Genomic DNA, 20,053 nt, shown 5'->3' on the forward strand with positions numbered 1-20,053 from the left:
ATTTATTCCTGCCATTGATTTCCTATTTTAGCGCCAGATTTTGATATTATGAAGAACGGACTTCTCTTTTTATATACCTTCTGCCTGGCAATTGCCGGTTATTCACAGGCTATCGATTCCCCGGCACCGGCATTATCGCTGCCCGAATACCCGGCGGCCGTCATCCCCGAATCGGAACTTAACATCCCCGTACAGGTAGATCTGGCGCCCTTCTTTGCCCTGGCCAATAAAAAAGTAGATACCCTGTTCACCTCTCCCCGGTTCCCCACCGACTGGGTGCAGCAGGGATGCGATACCCGCTATAAATATAGCTTCCGGCGCGGCCCCCTGCAGTTCAGCTTAAAAAATACAACCCTCGACATTTCTTTTACCGGTTATTATAAAATCGTGGGGTCTACCCGCGCCTGTGTAAACGGTAAGGCGGTTACCCCCTGGACGCCCGCCTGTCAGTGCGGCTTTGACGAAGGCGAACGGAAAGTAAAAGTGGGTTTTACGATTGCCATTTCAATGCTGACCAATTATACCATAAAAATGCAGGTGACGCGGAAAGAGCCGGAGCCGGTAGATAAGTGTTCGGTTTGTTTCTGGGGGCAGGATATTACCCCTGTGATCATGGACGCACTTAAAAAGGAACTGGACGTATCAAAAGCAGATCTTGAAAAAAGTTATGGCCGCATCGATCTGAAGCCGCATTTTCAAACAATGTGGAACCAGCTCAATACTCCGTATAATATTAATAATATGGGCTGGCTGCAGATCAATCCGCAGAAGATCCGTATCAACAGCATTCAAACGGCTGGCAATCAATTGCAGATTAGCGTGGGAATGGCTGCCAAACCCATCGTACGGTTCGAAAAGCCGGCCGCGGTCATTTCGCCGGTACCGCATATCAGCAATTTCAGCCGCAACCAGGGGTTTCAGGTATATGCAGACCTGGTGATGAACTATGATTCGCTCAGCCGCATTCTTACCAGCCAGATCGCCGGAAAAGAATTTGTGTTCAGCAAAGCCTTCATAAAAAAGAAATTTATTTTCCAGGAGTGCAAGCTCCTGGGCAACCGCGATAACCGCCTGGTGATGCAGGTAAAATTTACCGGCACCAACGATGGCGTTTTTTATGTGACCGGCAAACCCTTGTATTACGCCGGAACAAAAACATTGCAGGTAACCGATGTGGACTTTGATATCCAATCCCGGAACGCGCTGTTAAAAACGGCAGACTGGCTGTTTTCCAAAAAAATCACCGGCGAAATTGAAAAAATGGCCAAATATGACCTGAGCGAACTGCTGTCAACCGCCCGGACCAATATGAACCAGCAACTGAACCGGCAGTTTATAAAAGGGATCACCGGCAGCGGAAGTGTTAAAGATATCAGTGTGGCGGGTATTTTTCCGCAATCCGGATGGCTGGCCGTAAGGGCTTATTGCAATGGAGACCTTTTGTTGAAAGTGGCCGGACTGGATCTGTAAGCAGTACAGCTTTTGTTTCTGGTTTAAAATTTAAGGTTCAATGTCAGCTTAATCATTTCTTGCTTGATATACGATCTCATTTTCAAATTTTCAAATTCCCATCTTGCGGCTCATCTTCCAAATAAGTAGGTTCCGGTATCCGTTTAAAACTAAAATGCCGTTGTGCCAGATAACTAACCAGTACCACCACTACCGTAGTGCCCATCTGCGCAAAAATGGGATAGATATCACATACTTCCACGAGGAACTTCAGCAGTACCAGATTGATTGTAAGATTAAACACACATACCAGCAGGTAACGGAACAGCTGCACCCGGCCGCGGATCTTACTGTCGTCGAAAACCACGTACTTCATCAGGAAAAAGCCTACCAGGAAACTTACCACGAAGGACACCACCAGGGCGGCCACGTGCGATTTTAACGCATAAAACCCAAAATGAAAGTCCTGGCCGCGGAAAATAAACTTATAGGCAATATAATAAGACAGCAGGCCAAGAAAGGTATTGGATGCCCCGGAAACAGCATACCGGAAGGTTTGCAGCGGCATGATCCGTTTAAATGGCGGGTAAAAAAAGTCGATCAATGGGAGCACACGGTCCCTTACGCTATATAAATGCTGCCTCATCGGCCGCGAAGATATTCCTTATTCGCATGATTTCTGCGCCCGTGTTCCTTATTTTTGCATCAAAATTGTTAAGAATGAGCATTGTAGATACGTTGAGACCGATTGTTGCGGATGCACTGAAAGAATTGTATCAAAAAGAACTGAGCCCTTCATCGATTGCCATCAACAGTACCAAACCTGAATTTGAAGGCGATTATACCATTGTGTTGTTTTCCTTTATTAAGGAACTGAAGAAAAAGCCCGAAGAACTGGGCGCGGAAATGGGTCAGTACCTGGTAAACCAGCATCCCGGCCTGATCCGCTCGTTCAATGTGATCAAAGGATTCCTGAACCTGTCCATTGCAGAAAATTTCTGGACGGCATTCCTTAATAAAAATTACGCAGACCCTTCATTTGGCAAAGAAGAACAGCAGGCGTCCAAAGTGATGGTGGAATATTCTTCTCCCAATACCAACAAGCCCCTGCACCTGGGGCATCTGCGGAATAATTTTTTAGGCTGGTCAATTGCCGAGATCCTCAAAGCAACGGGCAGTGAAATCCAAAAATGCTGTATTTCCAACGACCGGGGGATTCATATTTCCAAATCGATGGTGGCCTGGCAGCTCTATGGCAACGGCGCCACACCCGAGTCTACCGGCATCAAAGGCGATCACCTTGTTGGCGATTATTATGTAATGTTTGGCGTAAAGCATAAAGAACAAATGGCAGAGCTCATTGAAAAAGGGATGAGCAAGGAAGAAGCAGAGAAGCATGCCCCCATTATGAAGGCCGCACAGCAAATGCTGGTGGACTGGGAAAAAGGCAACCCTGAGGTAATTGCACTCTGGGAGCAAATGAATAGCTGGGTGTATGCCGGGTTTGATCAAACCTACAAACGCATCGGCACCGATTTTGACAAGGTGTATTATGAAAGTGATACCTATATACTGGGCAAACAATTTGTAGAGGAAGGATTGAATGAAGGTGTATTCTTTAAAAAGGAAGATGGCAGTGTATGGATCGATCTTACGGCAGAAGGACTGGATGAAAAGCTGGTATTACGGAAAGATGGTACGGCCGTTTACATTACACAGGACCTGGGACTTGCCGATGAAAAATACAAAGACTTTCCTTACGACCAAAGCATTTATGTAATTGCCGATGAGCAGAATTATCATATGAAGGTACTGCAGCTGATCCTGCAAAAACTCCATAAGCCTTATGCCGGTGGCATTTACCACATGAGCTATGGCATGGTGGAACTGCCCAGCGGACGGATGAAGACTCGTGAGGGTACGGTAGTAGATGCCGACGACCTGCTGGATGAGCTGGTAAAAGTGGCTGCGGCAAAAACCGAAGAACTGGGCAAGGTAAAAGACTTTTCAGAAGGCGAGCTTAAAGAGCTCTATGATACCATCGCACTGGGTGCATTAAAATTCTTTCTGCTCCGAGTTGACCCCAAAAAGAGAATGGTTTTTAACCCCGAAGAAAGTATCGATTTCCAGGGCTTTACAGGTCCGTTTATCCAGTATACCCATGCGCGGATCCGGTCGATCCTGCGGAATGAGCCGTTGGCCGAAGGTGTTGCCGACCCGGAGCAACTGGAGCCGCTGGAGAAAGAACTGATCATTTTGCTGGAACAGTTTCATACACAGGTAAAGCAGGCCGCCGGCGAACACAACCCTTCCCTCCTGGCCATTTATGCCTTTAGCGTAGCGAAACTGTTCAACAGTTTCTATACCGCACATTCCGTACGCAATGCCGAAACCCCGGAGAAGAAAAACCTGCGGTTGAAGATCTGCACACTTACGGCGGGAACCATTGCAGCTTCCATGGCATTACTGGGTATCCGCGTGCCGGAACGGATGTAGTCTGTCATAAATATTCTGAGACACGAAGAGTCACTTAAATTTAGTAGCTCTTCGTGTTTTTTATTACAAGCAATGATGCAGCGAAGCAAGATGCGCTATTGTATTTCTTATAAAACACTGCCTTATTTTTCCATGTGCTGCCAATCACCCTGTTTGCGGGTAAAACGGGTCAGGCGTTCGTCATACAGGCACCAACGTTCAACCGGACTTTGTGCCGTAGTCTTTGCATAGTTAACTGTTAAAAACATTTAACGCAACGCTGCAGCAATATTCTTTAGTAAACGGAGTCTTACAGGAAAATACATTCCCGTATGTGCAAATTCCTGTTCCTGGCTGCAATACCCGTATTCTTTTTTTTAGGCTCCTGCTCCGGCAGCAAAGTACTTCCGGCAGCATCCCTTCATATGGACGCTGCCACTACCCGGGACTATCCTTCCCGCTTTTATGATGATCATACCCAGATCCGTTACGATTTCCGGAACGATGACCAGTACTTATACGTGATCCTGGAAACCGATAACCCGGCTGCCCGGATGCGCATGCTCCGGGAGGGTGTAAAAATATACTTTTCGCCTTCAAGCGCTAAGTCTGAAACAAGATTGGTAGAATACCCTTTTCATCCGGATCATGAAAAAGCCCCTGTTGACCGGCATCGTACAACCGGAGCCGGTTCAACCGGGCAACCGGAGGCGGGAATTCAACGCACCGACGAGCGCGATTATACTTCCTTTTATAAACAGGCCCGGCTTACCGATAAGGGAAAGGTGGCACTGGTAGACGCTGCTGATACAGCGCCGGGGGTGCTCCACTTTAAAGCGGCGAATGAAGCAGACGGTTTTTTCCGGTATACGGTGTCCATTCCCAAAAGCCAGCTCATGATCCATAAAGGTCAAACCATCATTGGCATCCGGATCCCCGAGATGAAACAGGCCCGGGATACTTACTCCGGTCGCGGTACGCCTGCTACCCATATGAGTGCCGGTGGCGGACGCGGAGGAATGCATGGCGGCGGCGGTGGCGGCATGCGGGGGAAAGGTGGTATGTATGGCCGGGGTACGCACAATAGCGATGGCGAAAGCAATACGCTTAACCACGGTAAGGAAGATGTAAGCGGTAAGGTAGACTGGTGGTACAAGATCGGGCTCGTGTCCTGACGGATCCTCTGCTCCCGGATGGCGAATAAACTTATCACCTAAGCCAGAACCATAGCTCCCTGAATTGTTTTCAGGGTCTATTTCTGTTTGAACATCCATGTGAATCTTGTATAGATAACGGATAAAAGTTGAAATGCCTTCAACTCGTTGTTCGGTATGAGCGGCTTACGGGAATAATATACAGCTGCTGAAACAAGCTGCCAATGACAGCTATGTTATTGTTCTGGGCATCAATCTTTCTTTAGTCATGCCGTCCCGATCAATCGGGACAGGATGACCCTAATCCTATTTGTCATTATTACATTGATTTGCAACCCCAATCGATCACTCAGATAACGGCAGAAAATGCTCCCATTTATATTTTCAATAATCGGATCAGTTCTTCCACACCTGCTGTAGCCGGCTTTTCAATCGTATACAGGTTGGGAAGCTGCTGCAATGCAGGAATGGATCTATCGATAATATATTTCGGAACCCTGTCTGCCACATAATCAATCAGGCCCGCTGCAGGGTACACCAGCAAAGAGGTTCCGATCACAACAAAAATATCTGCTTCCGCGGCCAGCCGGGAGGCGGGCGCGATCATGGGCACCGCTTCACCAAACCAAACAATATCCGGTCGCAGCTGACTTCCGTCCGGCGCCATATCACCCAAACGGATATCTCCCCTAATCTCATAGGAGGGTTTATGCAGGCGCTCGCTGCGCATTTTAAAAATTTCGCCGTGCAGATGCAGCACCCGGGTAGACCCACCCCGCTCATGCAGATCGTCAATATTTTGGGTAATGATATGCACTTCGTACGTTGTTTCCAATGCGGCCAATCCATAATGGGCCGCATTGGGTTGTACATCCGCCACGTTTTTACGACGCATATTGTAAAAATCCAGTACCAGGCCCGGATTTTTTGTCCAACCTTCCGGAGACGCTACCTCCATTACATCATATCCCTCCCACAATCCGTCACTGTCGCGAAAAGTTTTAATGCCACTTTCGGCACTGATACCCGCACCGGTTAATACGACCAATTTCTTTTTCATTCTGTTCAAACTTTACAACACACAAAATAACATCTCTTTTGCAAGAATAAAAAGGGGTTGTATCAAAAGCTGCTAGCCTGTCATACCAGGAACCAATCGGATGCATACAAAACAACGAGGTAATGACCATTGCGCTGAGGTCAGTCACACTGAGAATGTCACCCAGCGCCGATATTAGGATTGCTCCGGAATCCATGTTGCTTTTCTGGGTTCATGCAAATGCTATACAAATACGGCAACCATGCGGCCATGGATTGACAACTTCTGTACGACATCCGATTTTGTAACTTTTGATACAACCGATTCAATAAACAACGTCCTTAATCATTCATGGCCGTTCCATCGTCAGGCAGGGCGGCGCTTTTCTTCACCAATGTTAAAAACTCCTGCCGGTAACCATTTGCATCCTGTCCCAGTGCACCCTCAGCCAGGTTAAGCACCTGTTTGTAACTGGCATTTTGTTTAAATGCTGAATTCCGCAGCAAGAGTCCGAATGATGCCACAGCTGCCGCAAAACGGAAATTGTTGGAGGTTTCCCCGATCGTCAGGGCTTTATCTGCAACCGGAACCGTGATCAGCTTACTGCGATCAGCATCCACGTCCTTATAACGCAGTTTTAATGTAAGCAGCTCTGCAGATGCCGGTGCCGCGCCGCGCCCGGTAGCAGACTGGTATTTGAGATCATCCACCGGTTTTTCAAATGTATTTTTTACACCCGGAGGAATGACTTCATACAGCGCGGTAACCGTATGACCACTCCCTATTTCACCAGCATCTTTTTCGTCATCGTTAAAATCCTCCTTACTCAGCATCCGGTTTTCATACCCGATTAACCGGTAAGCCTGTACCCTTCCGGGATTGAACTCCACCTGTATCTTTACATCCTTGGCGATGGTAAATAAGGTTCCTCCGAATTCTGCAACAAGCACTTTTTGCGCTTCATTGATATTATCGATATAAGAATGGTTGCCGTTCCCTTTATCTGCCAGTTGCTGCATCTTGCTATCCTGGTAGTTACCGGTACCAAATCCAAGCACCGAGAGAAAGACTCCGCTCTTGCGCTTTTCCTCAATCAAACGAACCAACGCATCCTCACTGCTTTCCCCTACATTAAAATCACCATCGGTAGCCAGCAGGATCCGGTTATTTCCTTTTTCAATAAAATGTTCCCGGGCTACCTGGTAGGCCAGTTGAATGCCGGCTCCTCCTGCCGTAGAGCCCCCTGCTTCCAGCTCGGCGATTGCTTCCCGTATCCGCGATTTATTTTCGCCGCTGGTAGACGGTAATACCAGACCTGCATTTCCGGCGTATGTAACAATCGCCACCCGGTCGTCCGGGCTCAGGTTGTCGGTAAGCAACAGCATTGACTTCTTCAGTAAGGGCAATTTATCTTCATCCTGCATGGAACCCGAAACATCGATCAGGAACACCAGGTTGGAGGGTGGCAGGGCAACCTGGGGTATTTCCTTACCCTTGATGCCGATATGCACCAGGCGGTGCTCCGTATTCCAGGGACATGCCGAAACTTCTGTAATCACATTGAACGGATCCCCGTTTTGAGGCGCTGTGTAATCGTAGTCGAAATAATTGACCATTTCCTCTACCCGCACCGCTCCTGCCGGCGGCCGTATGCCATCGTTAATAAACCGGCGCACATTACTATAGGCCGCTTTATCCACATCAATGGAGAAGGTTGACAGCGGATATTCTTTGACTGTTTGGAAGGTGTTTTCCGCGATAGGTGCATACCCCTCGGTGTCAAAGACCGTTTCAGCCTGGTCCCGTGTTGCGGTTTTCAGGTTTTCTATTTCCATTGCGGCAGGCTGCTCCATCCGTTGATGACGACCATCGTTACAGGCAAACAAGAGCCAGGGCAATAGAACTATTGCAAAAAAAAGGCGTTTCATAAAAAGTATTTAAAAATTAATAAATGATTGCAGTGTTCATTTTCATCGGTTGATATGAATTTATTGGGCGCTGTTTGAAACCGGTCTCCGGATAAAGGTCCTACCCTGTATAAACCCATCCTCCTTTATAAATTCGCCGAGTGCTTCCTTACTGGGGCTTACCCGCAATGGCCGGGTGGTATCGTCCTTTGTACCTGTAATAGCCTCCATCATTTCCACCTCATTCCTGGTACTGATCCTGCGGATATGCAATACGCCGTTCCTGTACGTAAGTTTTTGTACAGCCCAGCTGCTGTCGTCCCAAGGCCGGTTCAGGAAATATTGTTGCTGATATGCTTTTAGCACATTTTTTCTTTCCAGGTCAAAGATCGTATCCGTCAATACATAACCGGTAAATAAAGAATCGCCGGCCTTCCTGACAGGATATTGCTCACGGGTCCGGCCATTGAAAAGGGTATCGCCCCGGATCGTTTCGTAGGGCTGCAATATTTTATAACTAAACGTATCCTTCAGGGTATCACGGGTTATCAAATAAGAGCGGGACACGGTCAATACCGTTCCGTTATCATGATCGAAGAATGTTCCGGTCAAACTGTCCGGCAGCTGGCTTAGCTGGGGTTCTCCGGAGGGCTGCGCTTCAGAGAAGGTTACCGTAGTAGCATCGCATGCTGAAAGGCAGGCAATAAAAAGCCCTATTGTTAGTTTATTAACAATTTTCATCGGTGTTGCTTTTAATAGTTGTTTTGAAAATGGCGTAGCCAGAAATCAGTTAACATGGGACTCCGGATATCCCAGGCGTTCGCTTTTTGGATTACACTTGTTTATGGTTTCGTTTGCTGCAAGGCCTGTCAAAGCCGGTTATTGCTGCTTACAGGTTTGCTGTTTCATCGTTTAAGAATGCTGCAGCATCCTTTTCATCTCTTAATACAGTGCAACAAAAAAAGTAACCTCAACCGTATTGTTAATAAATATAAAAAAGGCTCCTGACATGCCAGAAGCCTTTAAACGTTCCGTTCATCATTGAACAGGAACCCCGCACATCCGGCGGTCATCAAGAGTCTGTTTTTAAACGGCTACAATTTTGCCGGTAGCCGTTTTCCGTTTATTAAAATAATGCCTGTATTTTTCGCTTGTTTCTTTCGATTGCCGTTCACCATTGATGTAAAGCTCCCCGTCCCTGAACTGGATCCGGTTGGCCGGACTCTTTTCAATCAATCCGTCCCGTTCCATTTCCTGGTATGCATCTTTAAGCCGTTGCAGCTGCCGGCGGGTTTCCTGCAGCTCGTTATTCATACCCGGTTTCATTTGTCGCATTTCTATTTCCAGTTGCTGCTGCTGCATCTTCAAATCTCTGCGGGTGGCTTCCAGTTGTCCTTTTAACTGATCGAGCCGGATATTTTTTAGTGTGGTATTGATTTCGCTTTTCAATTGCGCTGCATCGATATTTTTAACGGATTTCATTGCGCGGGATATGTCCCGTTCCAATGTTGCTTTATCAATACCGGCCATAGCTGTTTCGATATCTTTATTCAACTGCTCAAAATTGATCTTTTTTACAGCCGCCCTTGCCTCCGCCTGAATTTTTGCAAGATCAACAGCGGATAGTACATTATGGGCCTCTTGCTGAATATGATCCCTTTTTATATCCCATTGGGCATCGTGGGTACGGATCTGCTCCTCTACATAATTCAATGCCGCATCCAACCGGCCGGTTTCAAATTCTGTTATCGCCGGCAGGGTATCGCTGGTAAAGGGATACTCCGGTTTAAAAGCGGAGGCGGGCCCCGGCGGTGTAAAGGATAACGACGCAGCACAGGCAACGGGCAGCAATGCCCATACGGCTGTTCGCAAATTAGATCTCTTTTTCATTAGTTGGGTTTTAAGACAAGAAATTAACGAAATTCTTCGTAGCTAATGTACGAACAGATACGTAAAAACCGATGTTAATGAAATGATAATTAATTTCAGGGGATGAAATCGGCAACTTTGTCGGCGGCCATCGTGTTTCCGCCAACAGCCTCAGATTTTTGCCAGCCGGCTGCTGCGGCTCATATTGCTGAGTGCGCTTGCTTATTCCGGATGGCCTTTGTAAGTGGGTAGCAGCTGATCAGCGTGGATCTGCGGTGCCCGATGCTACCGAAGAATCAGCTCCGCGCCAGCAACACCTGCCAGGCCTTCAGTACAGCCCCTTCCCGGATCAATTGTTGTGCATACCGATGAATGGCCTGTACCCGTTCTTCACTGTTTTCCTGCTGCAGCAATGTAGATAATGTGGTATCCATAAATCCGGTGTCAATGCCAGGTATTGCCGTAGCATTGGCCAGCACCCCAAGATCATTTCCTGTAAGTACCGGGCTGTTACGAATGTCATCCGGCAAGGCGTCGATTCCCAATCCCAGCTGCGTATTGGGTTTTTCTACTTCAAAAAGATTATCCGGCGTTACTTTACAATACCAATTCCCTCCCAGTCGCGCCACATGCTGCAGTTTTTGCTGGTCTACCCGGTTGCTTCCGTCTAAAATGGTTTCATCTATATGCAGTAGCAGTACTTCACAAATGACCAGGTTACCGGCGCCGCCAACATTGCCCAACGGTTTTATTTCTACCACGCGGCACTCCATTTTAGCCTTGCTTTCCTTAACCAGCGGAGGACGGATCTGCCGTGATTGCTCCATAGTAAAGCCGGCTTTTATAAATTCATTGGTATCCTTCGGAAACTCACAGCTGGCCAGCGAAACCTGTTGCACCATCTCATAATCGACGATATTGATTGCTACTTCCGGCACCTCCAGCAGGTTCTGAAGCGTATGCTTGGTGGTATTATCGCGCACCCTGCGGGAGGGACTAAAGACTACCACCGGCGGATTGGTAGAGAACAGGTTGAAGAAACTAAAAGGGCTCAGGTTGATGTTACCGGCTTTATCCACCGTACTGGCAAAACAGATGGGCCTGGGCGCAATGATGTGCTGCAGGTAGTGCTGGACGTCCAGTGTCGTTAATGCTTTTAAGTCAAATATCATATTCAAAATCACTTTTCAACCGCAGAGAACAGTGGCCGCAGTGTTTCGCAAAGATTAGAATTTGTTTACAATTCTTCTGAATCCATCTTTCAATAAAGAAACATTAAAGTTGATAAGATATCCTAATTTTTTATCCGCCAGTTTTAGATACGTAATCAATTGTGCCGTAAAAACAGGCTCCATTGAATTAACGGCCTTGATTTCAAGAATGATCTCATTTTCGATCAACATATCTATTACATAAACCTTTCCTAAAAACATTCTTTGTATACCAATTCCACCGGCACCTGTATGCCCACCAAAACATTTCTCAGTTCCAGTTCCCGATTTAATGCATTATCATACGCCGATTCCAATAATCCAGGACCTAATTCTTTGTGTACAGTTATACAGGCGTCTAAAATAACTCCCCCTAACCGATTTAGTTCATTGTTAGTCATAATGGTGGTATTTATCCAAGGTTAAAAAGTTCCGCTGAAGAATGATCCTGCCTCTGCGCTACGGCAGCGTTCTCCCCTTCTCCGCGGTTAATTTCTTCTCTAAGATACTAAATTCCGCTCCGTCCTTTTCGATTTTGTTCTCCAGCCGCCCGAGTTCGTCGATCTCCAGTATGACCACATCACCCGGTTGCAGCCATTGCTCCTGGTAGCTGGGGTTCTGCAGTTTGCCGGTGCCATTCAGTTCCAGGAAACATCCGGTTCCTACCGTGCCGCTCCCGATCAGGTCTCCGGGGTAAAGATCGGTTCCATAGGAAGCCCGCTCAATCAGCTCCGCAAAGGTCCAGTCCATATCTGCCAGGTTGCCGGTACTTACCTGGATGCCATTTACAAAACAATGCATTTGCAGGTTCCAGCTTTTACCGGTATGCCCTGCCTTGGGTGTTACCTCCCGGGCCTTTAAGGCATCCGTGGTTACCAACCAGGGCCCAATTGCTGTGGCAAAGTCCTTTCCCTTTGCTGGTCCCAGGTTTAATATCATTTCCTCCATCTGCAAGGTACGGGCGCTGAAATCGTTCATAATCATAAGCCCTCCGATATACGCATCTGCAGCTGCTGCTTTAATATTTCTTCCTTTTTTACAAATGACAATGGATGCCTCCAGTTCAAAATCCAGTTTCTGAAAGTGATCCGGCATACAGGTTACCGTTCCGGGCCCGATGATACTATTGTGATTGGTAAAATAAAAAACCGGGTACTGATCAAACTCCGGGATCATAGGTACTTTACGGTTTCTGCGCGCCGCTGCCACATGTTGCCGGAACGCATAGCCATCTCTGCAGGACGTTGGCCGGGGCACAGGTGCCAGCAATGCCACACCGGACAATGCGATTCCTGTATCCGGAAACCGCCCGGCTTCGAGCTTTTCATTTTCCGCGACCAGCAATTGAAAGTACGCGTCCCAGTTCTCAAGCAGCCAATTCATGGTAACAGGCTCTTCGGGCCTCAAAAAGGGAACTGCGTATATGCGGTCGTTTACCAGTAACCCCAATTGCTCATTTCCGTTATTTAAATAAGATACCAGTTTCATTGGAAAAATTTAATGCATTACATAACAAGTGTATTTTACTTCCTGCCTTCTTTTTCATCTCCGCGTTTTGTTTGCGGTTGCTGCACAGCAGTCCTGTGGCGGTTGCATATGCGCTTCCAGTGCCCGTTGCAAACCGCGCAGCATCGGTGCAATATCCTCCATCCTGCAGGTACCTACGCTTAGCCGGTACCAATCAGGCGTATGTGCCGCACCAAACACCCTGAAAGGCAGCAGGGCAACGCCCGCTTCTTCCAGGAGCACCGTTGTCATATCCTGCGGCAATTCTATTTTAACGGAAAGATAAATAGAGGCTTCCGGAGCAATGGCATCGATGGGCAGTCCTTTCATTTTCATTTGCAGGATGCCCTTATAAATTTTTGTCAGCCGCTGCAGCAGCGCTTCCTTAAACCCGTTTAAATAAGTTACCACTGCATTATCATTATTTAGCAATACAGTTACCGCCTTCTGTTCCGCCATCGGCGCCCAGGCTCCTACATGGTTCAGCATGGTTTTGATCTTGCTGATCACGGGCTCCGGGCCATAGCACCATCCTACCCGCACGCCGGTTGCGGCGAAGGCCTTGCTGATAGCATCTATATAAATGGTATACGGTTGTACCTGCGGGCAAACAGTTACCGGACTGATATGCGGTTGCCGGCCATACTGAAGCAGGTAATAGATCTGGTCGTACAGGATGTACAGTTTTTTTTCATCCTTGTGTCGCCTTGCATTTTCTTCCACCACCATTTCACAGATCGCCTTTAATTGTGCTGTCTTGAAACAGGTGCCCGTCGGGTTCTGGGGTGAGCAAAGCGCCAGCAATACGGCGTCCTTTATAAACGGGCGTATTTCATCCGCCACAGGCATAAAGTTATTTTCGGGTTTTGTTTCAATAACCCGCGGTATTGCACCGGTAAGCTGTACATAAAAGTGATTGTTCCAGGAAGGCACAGGATAGATCACGGTGTCTCCCGGATCTACGATCATATGATACGTAGCAAACAATAAAGGTCGGCCACCACTTCCGATCATGATCTCTGACGGATTATAGCAAAGTTCCTGATGCTTTTTTACAAACGCTGCAATCGCCACCCTCAAATCTTCGTTTCCATCTGTAGCCGGGTAATTGGTTTGCCGGTTGCGATAGGCCTTTATAATTTCATCTTCCAGCAACCGCGGAATGGGGAACAACTGCGGGTTAAAATCACCCACCGTATAATTCAGCAACTGTTCGTCAGCACCCGCTCTTTTCTTTACCGCATTGCTGATGGCCAGTATGCCCGAAGGCGGCGTATTCTCGGCCAACCGTGATAATTTCATTGTTGTATTGATTTGAGAATTGAGATACGAGATTACAGATACCAGATACCAGATTCGAGATTTGAGATACGAGAATTGAGACACGAGATGGCAGAAACAAGAGCGTGAGTGATTGATGCTCCCTTACAAATTCCCCCGTGCTTCCTGCTCCCGTTCCAGTGCTTCAAACAGGGCTTTAAAATTGCCTTTACCAAAGCTTTTCGCACCCTTGCGCTGAATGATCTCAAAGAACAACGTAGGCCGGTCTTCCACCGGTTTGGAAAAGATCTGCAATAAATACCCTTCTTCATCACGATCGATCAGGATGCCCAGTTCCTTCAAAGGAAGCAGGTCTTCATCAATGGCACCTACCCGGTCCAGCACCGTATCATAATACGAGGCTGGAATCTTCAAAAATTCCACCCCGCGGCTTTGCAGCGCGCTTACCGTTTCAATGATATTGTTGGTAGCCAGCGCTACATGCTGTACGCCCTCGCCGTTGTAAAAATCCAGGTACTCTTCCACCTGTGATTTTTTCTTGCCCTCTGCCGGCTCATTAATAGGAAATTTTACATACCCGTTACCATTGCTCATTACCTTACTCATGAGGGCAGAATACTCCGTGGATATATCCGTATCATCAAAAGACAGGATATTCCGGAAACCCATTACCTCCTCATAAAAATGTACCCATTTATTCATTTGGTTCCATCCTACATTTCCTACGCAATGGTCTACATAAAGCAACCCGGTTTCCGGTGGATTGTATGCTGGTTTCCATGGCTGATAGCCGGGTAAAAAAGCACCATTATAATCTTTACGCTCAATAAAAAGATGTACCGTATCCCCATAGGTATGAATGCCGCTCATTACCACGGTTCCGTGTTCGTCTTCCAGCGTCACGGGTTTCATATAACTTTTGCCACCCCGTTTGGTGGTCTGCTCCCAGGCGTCGGAGGCATCGTTTACCCGGAGCGCCAACATGCTTACCCCATCTCCATGCCGGGCAATATGCGCTTCCACCTCCGCACAATTCCGGATGGGTGTGGTAAACACAAAAGTGAGCTTGTGCTGGCGTACCACATAGCTGGCTTTTTCTTTAACGCCGGTTTCCGGCCCGGCATAGGCCAATGATTGAAAACCAAATGTCGTTTTATAAAAATGAGCTGCCTGTTTGGCATTGCCCACATAAAACTCAATATAATCGGTACCCTGCAGGGGAAGAAAATCAGCTGTAGCAGGAATGGCTGCAGCCGCCTTACTTGTGTCAGGCATGATCCATTTTTTTAACAGTAAATAAAAATGTAAAAAAGAAGGGAACGGATTAGATGCCACTTCGGTCAGTGGCCAGCGCTTCGATCAGTAACACGTAGTTCACGCGCTTGTCTGAAAAAATCTTGTATGGATAATCGGGTCTCAATTGCTAAATAATAACAAATGTACGTTATTTTATCAAAAGCGGTAATTTTGCTATAGAAATTATTCTATGCCTTACCACAGGAATTTTATCTACTGGAAAGACAAACGGCGCTGGAAGTATTACTTCCTGCTGGCCACACTTGCAATGGGCGCGGTTTAGGTTTAAGGTGCCATGTTTCAAACTTCAGGTTACCTAACCTGCATGCAGCCTGCGCTGCAAATTCCAATCACCAATCAACAATTAAAAAATGTCGCACTATTATACGCTGGGAACTATTCCCCACAAACGTCATACCCAATTCCGCAAACCCGACGGCGGACTTTACAGTGAACAGCTTTTTTCTACCGAAGGATTCAGCAATGATTATGCGCTCTTATACCACTGCCACCCGCCTACCCAAATTATCCGGACAGAACCGCAGCAGGATGTAAGCCCGCATATAGCAGAAGAAAAAATGCTGCAACACCGCAGCTTTGAAGGATTCCGAATAAAGCCGGTCGCCGATTACCTGGCCAGCCGCGTGCCCATACTGGTAAACAACGACTGCCACCTGGTACTGGCTGCACCACAGCAAAGTATGGAAGATTACTTTTATAAAAACACCGACGGGGACGAACTTATTTTTGTACATGAAGGATCGGGCGTGGTAACAACCCAATACGGGCTGCTTCCGTTTAGCACAGGCGATTATATCGTATTACCACGAGGCACTATTTACCAGATCCGCTTCAACGATGCACACAACCGGCTTTTTATTGTAGAATCGTTTACCCCGATCCGGTTTCCCAAACGTTATCTTAGCAAAAACGGGCAATTGATGGAACATGCGCCGTATTGTGAACGTGATATCCGGCCGCCGCAGGACCTGGAGACCATTGACCAAAAAGGCGATTTTTTAATCAAAGCCAAAAAAAAAGGCGTGCTGTACGGGCTGCATTATGGTACACATCCCTTTGATGTCATTGGCTGGGATGGCTGCTGCTATCCTTTTATTTTTTCCATACACGACTTTGAACCCATCACCGGGCGGGTGCATCAGCCGCCACCGGTACATCAGACTTTTGAAACCAATGCCTTTGTAGTTTGCTCTTTTGTGCCGCGCCTGTTCGATTACCACCCACAATCCATACCGGCACCGTATAACCATAGCAATATCGACAGTGACGAAGTGATTTACTATGTAGACGGCGATTTTATGAGCCGTAAACAGGTGACCCGGGGGATGATCACCCTGCACCCGGCAGGTATTCCGCATGGGCCCCACCCCGGCGCCGTTGAAAAAAGTATTGGTGCAAAGGAAACAAAGGAACTGGCGGTAATGGTAGATACATTTCATCCGCTGATGCTTACAAGGGAAGCGCTCGAAATTGAAAACCCGGATTATATTATGAGCTGGGCAGAGTAGAAAGTGTGGGATTAGGCAATGTGCTATAGTGAATAGTCAATAGGCAATAGTGAAGCATTGTATTTCGTAAAATCGATAATGGTATTGGGCACTTGAAGACAAAGAAACCGATCAGACCTATTCACCATTCACTGTTCCGTATTCAACGTCGTTTCTTAAAGCCGCTGATGCGCAGATTGGATACATGCTTTAGAGAAGGGCCGCAGGCATCATCTGTGTATCTGTGGCAATTATAAAAACCTGCTTAAGGATCCGGCATTGACGGTCTGTTTAGCATTTAACATCGCTTCAGTAAAGCCGCTGATGCGCAGATTAGATGCATGCTTTAGAGAAGGTGCTGCAGGCATTATCTGCGTATCTGTGGCAATCATAAAAACCCGCTTAAGGATCCGGCATCGATTGTCTGTTCAGCATTCAACGTCGTTTCTTAAAGCCGCTAATGCGCAGATTGGATGCATGCTTTAGCATATCCCAAGATACCGCAGAGAAGGTGCCGCAGGCATTATCTGCGTATCTGTGGCAATTATAAAAAACTGCTTAAGGATGCCGCATTGATGGCCTATGCAATATTCAACGTCGTTTCCTTAAAGCCGCTGATGTGCCGATTGAATGCATGCTTTAGAGAAGGGCCGCAGGCATCATCTGTGTATCTGTGGCAATTATAAAAACCTGCTTAAGGATCCGGCATTGACGGTCTGTTTAGCATTTAACATCGCTTCAGTAAAGCCGCTGATGCGCAGATTAGATGCATGCTTTAGCATCTCCTAAAACACCGCAGCGAAGGTGCCGCAGGCATTATCTGCGTATCTGTGGCAATCATAAAAACCCGCTTAAGGATCCGGCATCGATTGTCTGTTCAGCATTCAACGTCGTTTCCTTAAAGCCGCTGATGCGCAGATTGGATGCACGCTTTAGCGATTTGCTTCTACTGTACACGTTACTTACCCGGTACACCCTTCACTATTGACCATTCACCACTAAAATCCACGACTGTCTGCCGAAGGCCCGTAGATGGAAGGAACCGCAATATCATTCAATCGCATATAAACAGTAAGCTGTCCCCGGTGATGCACCAGGTGATTGATGGTCGATTCCAGGCTTTCTCGTTTTGAAGATTGAAAAACGACCTGCCCGTTGCTCTTCAGATAAAAGGGCGCCTCCAGATCTCCATCCTTCACCGTAGCCAGCGCAGCTTTTGCAGCTGCAACATTTTGATCAAAATGTGCCACCAGTTCTTCCGTATTGGCCGGACTGATATGCGCAAAGGTGACAAAGTCGATCTCATTATCCCTGACCATCGTAGCAATCCATAAGGGGATTTCTGCAACCAGTACCGACAAATAACCGAGGCCCATTGACTTTTCATGCGGCCGCCACTCGGATAATGTAGTGGGTATGCGTTCGAGGCAGCTGCGGGTAGCGCGTGTTTCCATTTCCAGTTCCTGGATGAATGCTTTTGCAAAAGTTGAATCGTTCATTACAAGTGGTATTTTATAATTAAAAAATAGGATCAGGGTTGCCCTTCTGCTCCCGGCAGGATGGCAATCTGTGCTAAGGTATGCCATCCGTCGTCAATCAGTTTTTTAAGTTCCGGCTTCCGGTGTTGCAGGCGGGTAAGCGTTTGCACGATATGCTCCTGCAGCAGCGGCGCTTCATCGCGGTCTTTTAATATTTCAAGGATCTCCAGCAGGCAAAGCCAGTCGTCCGGATACTGAACCTCCAGTAATCCGGCAATGTTCTCCAGCGGTCCGGTATCTGCCCGGTGTTCCCGGATCTCCCGCACCTGCCGGTATAATGCGTGCAATACCTGGGTAGCCTCGCTGTATACCGAACGTGGCAATTCCCGGGGGGCACTGGTTACCTGTTCATACGCTTCTTTATCGGCAGCACCGGAAAAAACGGCCAGGATCTCCGCTCCAACGGCCATATCATAGATCCCCCATTCGGGCTGAAACAATTGCCGGGCAGTAACGCTGTCAATTACTGTACATCCCGAAAAGCGGATCAGGATGATCTTATTATTTCTGGTGAGTATGCCTTCCACGATCCCATGCACCTGTATGCCGTTCCGGAACAGCAGAGCTGCCAACCGGCCGGTTTCAATACCGGCGCTCTTCAGGTCATCTATGGTAAAATCTTCCAATGGCAGATCGTAGTCCCGCAATTTTCCAACAGGCGATCCAAAGCCCTGCGGGTAGGTTTGTTTACCATAGCCTTCCAGCTCCCGGTCATCAAACGCCAGTGCCGAAGGCCCTGCAGTTATAATATACATATCCGCTCCGATACCCTTTTCCACAAAAATGCCGGACACCTGTAGCCCCGAACTATAAACCGCAGTACATAATAAACCGCAATCGATGGCTTTCTGCAAGCCATAGATACCGCCCCGCCGGTAGGCAAGCGTATCTGCAAACCCGTCCAGCACCTGAACCAGGTTTTGAAAATCGGGGGTCACAAACAACTGCGGCTGGGGCTTGGTAATATCATACGGGTAATGTACGGCATCAATGGTATACAGCAGTTTCTTTACACCCGGCCCCATACAGGTAACACTTTCGCCGATAGACGACAGCAGGCCGGCACCATAGATCTTATAATTTTCGAGGCTCCCGATAAGGCCATATTCCACCGTCCACCAATGCAGGCGGGCCAGCAGCGCCATCTCGGAAGGTGCGCCCATATTTTGCTGGATGTCCGTCAGCGCCGCCTCTGCTTTGCGGATCTCCGTTTCCGGTGTACCGGCCAGTTCCTTCAGTATCGCAAGCGCACGGATGGCCTCAAACAATTCCTGGTCTTTTTGGGAACGCATGGCTTTTGTACCCACTTCTCCCGTAAACTGCAGGTACCTGGCATATTCCGGTTCTCCGATGATGGGCGCATGTCCGGCAGATTCATGAATAATATCAGGAGCCGGGGTGTATTCGATATGCTGTATCTGGCGGATATCTGCCGCAATGATCAGCACCCGGTAAGCCTGAAACTCCATAAACGCCTGCGAAGGGATAAATCCGTTTACGGTAACTGCTGCCCAGCCGATCTGCTTCAGATGATCGTTCATGGTTTGCAGATCGGGGATCCGTTCGATGGTAAGCCCTGCCTTTTTTAACCCCGGTATATAGGGATAATACGCCACATCCTTCAGATAGCTGTAGTTCTGCCGCATTACATACCGCCATACCGCATGATCTACAGCGGTATAATGTTCGTAATGCTGCGCCACAATATATTGCTTCAAGTGGCGGGGAAGCCGGTCGATGAGCGGGTTGTTATAATTGTTCATACAACAAAAACATGCAATTTAAAACAAACAAACGTAAGTTAATAAACAGCCGACGTT

At 47.6% G+C, this 20,053-nt stretch carries 15 protein-coding genes and 1 pseudogene; 4 read left to right on the plus strand and 12 right to left on the minus strand.

Annotated features, from left to right (window positions below; genetic code table 11):
- Nucleotides 1-48: 48 nt before the first annotated feature.
- Nucleotides 49-1,470: a DUF4403 family protein gene (locus LQ567_RS04040; RefSeq protein ID WP_231002824.1), complete on the plus strand. Its 1,422-nt coding sequence runs from the start codon at nucleotides 49-51 to the stop codon at nucleotides 1,468-1,470.
- 82 nt (nucleotides 1,471-1,552) lie between these two features.
- Here the strand turns inward: LQ567_RS04040 and LQ567_RS04045 are convergent, their stop codons facing one another.
- Nucleotides 1,553-2,095, minus strand: coding sequence for a GtrA family protein (locus tag LQ567_RS04045; protein WP_231002825.1), 543 nt, complete (start codon nucleotides 2,093-2,095; stop codon nucleotides 1,553-1,555).
- Nucleotides 2,096-2,169: 74 nt separating this feature from the next.
- On the opposite strand from LQ567_RS04045, the gene argS reads away from it, so the two are divergent.
- Both argS and LQ567_RS04055 read left to right on the plus strand, forming a co-directional pair.
- Nucleotides 2,170-3,945: an arginine--tRNA ligase gene (gene argS / locus LQ567_RS04050; protein WP_231002826.1), complete on the plus strand. Its 1,776-nt coding sequence runs from the start codon at nucleotides 2,170-2,172 to the stop codon at nucleotides 3,943-3,945.
- A gap of 311 nt (nucleotides 3,946-4,256) precedes the next feature.
- Complete coding sequence (locus LQ567_RS04055) at nucleotides 4,257-5,099, plus strand: hypothetical protein (RefSeq protein ID WP_231002827.1); 843 nt, start codon at nucleotides 4,257-4,259, stop codon at nucleotides 5,097-5,099.
- Between the two features lie 355 nt (nucleotides 5,100-5,454).
- Here LQ567_RS04055 and LQ567_RS04060 read toward each other — a convergent pair whose 3' ends face one another.
- The 9 genes and pseudogenes from LQ567_RS04060 to hppD form a co-directional block, all read right to left on the minus strand.
- Entirely contained in the window at nucleotides 5,455-6,138 is a 684-nt protein-coding gene (locus LQ567_RS04060; RefSeq protein ID WP_231002828.1) for an SIR2 family NAD-dependent protein deacylase, read from the minus strand.
- Nucleotides 6,139-6,458: 320 nt separating this feature from the next.
- Complete coding sequence (locus LQ567_RS04065) at nucleotides 6,459-8,045, minus strand: vWA domain-containing protein (RefSeq protein ID WP_231002829.1); 1,587 nt, start codon at nucleotides 8,043-8,045, stop codon at nucleotides 6,459-6,461.
- Nucleotides 8,046-8,105: 60 nt separating this feature from the next.
- The gene (locus LQ567_RS04070; RefSeq protein WP_231002830.1) at nucleotides 8,106-8,765 is read right to left on the minus strand and encodes a hypothetical protein; all 660 of its coding nucleotides are present in this window, start codon (nucleotides 8,763-8,765) and stop codon (nucleotides 8,106-8,108) included.
- 345 nt (nucleotides 8,766-9,110) lie between these two features.
- The gene (locus tag LQ567_RS04075; RefSeq protein WP_231002831.1) at nucleotides 9,111-9,914 is read right to left on the minus strand and encodes a hypothetical protein; all 804 of its coding nucleotides are present in this window, start codon (nucleotides 9,912-9,914) and stop codon (nucleotides 9,111-9,113) included.
- A 275-nt stretch (nucleotides 9,915-10,189) separates the two neighbouring features.
- The gene (locus tag LQ567_RS04080) at nucleotides 10,190-11,065 is read right to left on the minus strand and encodes a flavin reductase family protein (RefSeq protein ID WP_231002832.1); all 876 of its coding nucleotides are present in this window, start codon (nucleotides 11,063-11,065) and stop codon (nucleotides 10,190-10,192) included.
- A 54-nt stretch (nucleotides 11,066-11,119) separates the two neighbouring features.
- Nucleotides 11,120-11,505: pseudogene (locus LQ567_RS04085) on the minus strand (GxxExxY protein).
- A gap of 58 nt (nucleotides 11,506-11,563) precedes the next feature.
- Nucleotides 11,564-12,592 carry a fumarylacetoacetate hydrolase family protein gene (locus LQ567_RS04090; protein WP_231002833.1) on the minus strand — a complete coding sequence of 343 codons (1,029 nt, stop codon included), beginning with the start codon at nucleotides 12,590-12,592 and terminating at the stop codon, nucleotides 11,564-11,566.
- A gap of 54 nt (nucleotides 12,593-12,646) precedes the next feature.
- A complete protein-coding gene (locus tag LQ567_RS04095) occupies nucleotides 12,647-13,912 on the minus strand; it encodes a pyridoxal phosphate-dependent aminotransferase (RefSeq protein WP_231002834.1) in 1,266 nt (421 codons plus the stop codon).
- Between the two features lie 123 nt (nucleotides 13,913-14,035).
- Nucleotides 14,036-15,166, minus strand: coding sequence for a 4-hydroxyphenylpyruvate dioxygenase (gene hppD, locus LQ567_RS04100; RefSeq protein ID WP_231002835.1), 1,131 nt, complete (start codon nucleotides 15,164-15,166; stop codon nucleotides 14,036-14,038).
- A gap of 392 nt (nucleotides 15,167-15,558) precedes the next feature.
- On the opposite strand from hppD, the gene LQ567_RS04105 reads away from it, so the two are divergent.
- A complete protein-coding gene (locus LQ567_RS04105) occupies nucleotides 15,559-16,716 on the plus strand; it encodes a homogentisate 1,2-dioxygenase (RefSeq protein ID WP_231002836.1) in 1,158 nt (385 codons plus the stop codon).
- A gap of 977 nt (nucleotides 16,717-17,693) precedes the next feature.
- On the opposite strand, the gene LQ567_RS04110 is transcribed toward LQ567_RS04105, so the two are convergent.
- Together LQ567_RS04110 and LQ567_RS04115 are read right to left on the minus strand one after the other, a co-directional pair.
- Nucleotides 17,694-18,194 (minus strand): DinB family protein, encoded by a 501-nt coding sequence (locus tag LQ567_RS04110; RefSeq protein ID WP_231002837.1) that lies wholly within the window; start codon nucleotides 18,192-18,194, stop codon nucleotides 17,694-17,696.
- A 32-nt stretch (nucleotides 18,195-18,226) separates the two neighbouring features.
- Nucleotides 18,227-19,996, minus strand: coding sequence for an aromatic amino acid hydroxylase (locus LQ567_RS04115; RefSeq protein ID WP_231002838.1), 1,770 nt, complete (start codon nucleotides 19,994-19,996; stop codon nucleotides 18,227-18,229).
- Nucleotides 19,997-20,053: the final 57 nt, after the last annotated feature.

This window comes from Niabella pedocola, from assembly GCF_021044425.1.
In the GTDB taxonomy this organism is placed as follows: Bacteria; Bacteroidota; Bacteroidia; order Chitinophagales; family Chitinophagaceae; genus Niabella; species Niabella pedocola.

What these genes read in the sequence shown, in the direction of transcription:
- LQ567_RS04045 (WP_231002825.1), bottom strand. Translation starts at nt 2,095, where the DNA reads ATGAGGCAGCATTTATATAGCGTAAGGGACCGTGTGCTCCCATTGATC.
- LQ567_RS04070 (WP_231002830.1), bottom strand. Translation starts at nt 8,765, where the DNA reads ATGAAAATTGTTAATAAACTAACAATAGGGCTTTTTATTGCCTGCCTT.
- LQ567_RS04080 (WP_231002832.1), bottom strand. Translation starts at nt 11,065, where the DNA reads ATGATATTTGACTTAAAAGCATTAACGACACTGGACGTCCAGCACTAC.
- hppD (WP_231002835.1), bottom strand. Translation starts at nt 15,166, where the DNA reads ATGCCTGACACAAGTAAGGCGGCTGCAGCCATTCCTGCTACAGCTGAT.
- LQ567_RS04065 (WP_231002829.1), bottom strand. Translation starts at nt 8,045, where the DNA reads ATGAAACGCCTTTTTTTTGCAATAGTTCTATTGCCCTGGCTCTTGTTT.
- argS (WP_231002826.1), top strand. Translation starts at nt 2,170, where the DNA reads ATGAGCATTGTAGATACGTTGAGACCGATTGTTGCGGATGCACTGAAA.
- LQ567_RS04040 (WP_231002824.1), top strand. Translation starts at nt 49, where the DNA reads ATGAAGAACGGACTTCTCTTTTTATATACCTTCTGCCTGGCAATTGCC.
- LQ567_RS04105 (WP_231002836.1), top strand. Translation starts at nt 15,559, where the DNA reads ATGTCGCACTATTATACGCTGGGAACTATTCCCCACAAACGTCATACC.
- LQ567_RS04090 (WP_231002833.1), bottom strand. Translation starts at nt 12,592, where the DNA reads ATGAAACTGGTATCTTATTTAAATAACGGAAATGAGCAATTGGGGTTA.
- LQ567_RS04110 (WP_231002837.1), bottom strand. Translation starts at nt 18,194, where the DNA reads ATGAACGATTCAACTTTTGCAAAAGCATTCATCCAGGAACTGGAAATG.
- LQ567_RS04060 (WP_231002828.1), bottom strand. Translation starts at nt 6,138, where the DNA reads ATGAAAAAGAAATTGGTCGTATTAACCGGTGCGGGTATCAGTGCCGAA.
- LQ567_RS04075 (WP_231002831.1), bottom strand. Translation starts at nt 9,914, where the DNA reads ATGAAAAAGAGATCTAATTTGCGAACAGCCGTATGGGCATTGCTGCCC.
- LQ567_RS04095 (WP_231002834.1), bottom strand. Translation starts at nt 13,912, where the DNA reads ATGAAATTATCACGGTTGGCCGAGAATACGCCGCCTTCGGGCATACTG.
- LQ567_RS04115 (WP_231002838.1), bottom strand. Translation starts at nt 19,996, where the DNA reads ATGAACAATTATAACAACCCGCTCATCGACCGGCTTCCCCGCCACTTG.
- LQ567_RS04055 (WP_231002827.1), top strand. Translation starts at nt 4,257, where the DNA reads ATGTGCAAATTCCTGTTCCTGGCTGCAATACCCGTATTCTTTTTTTTA.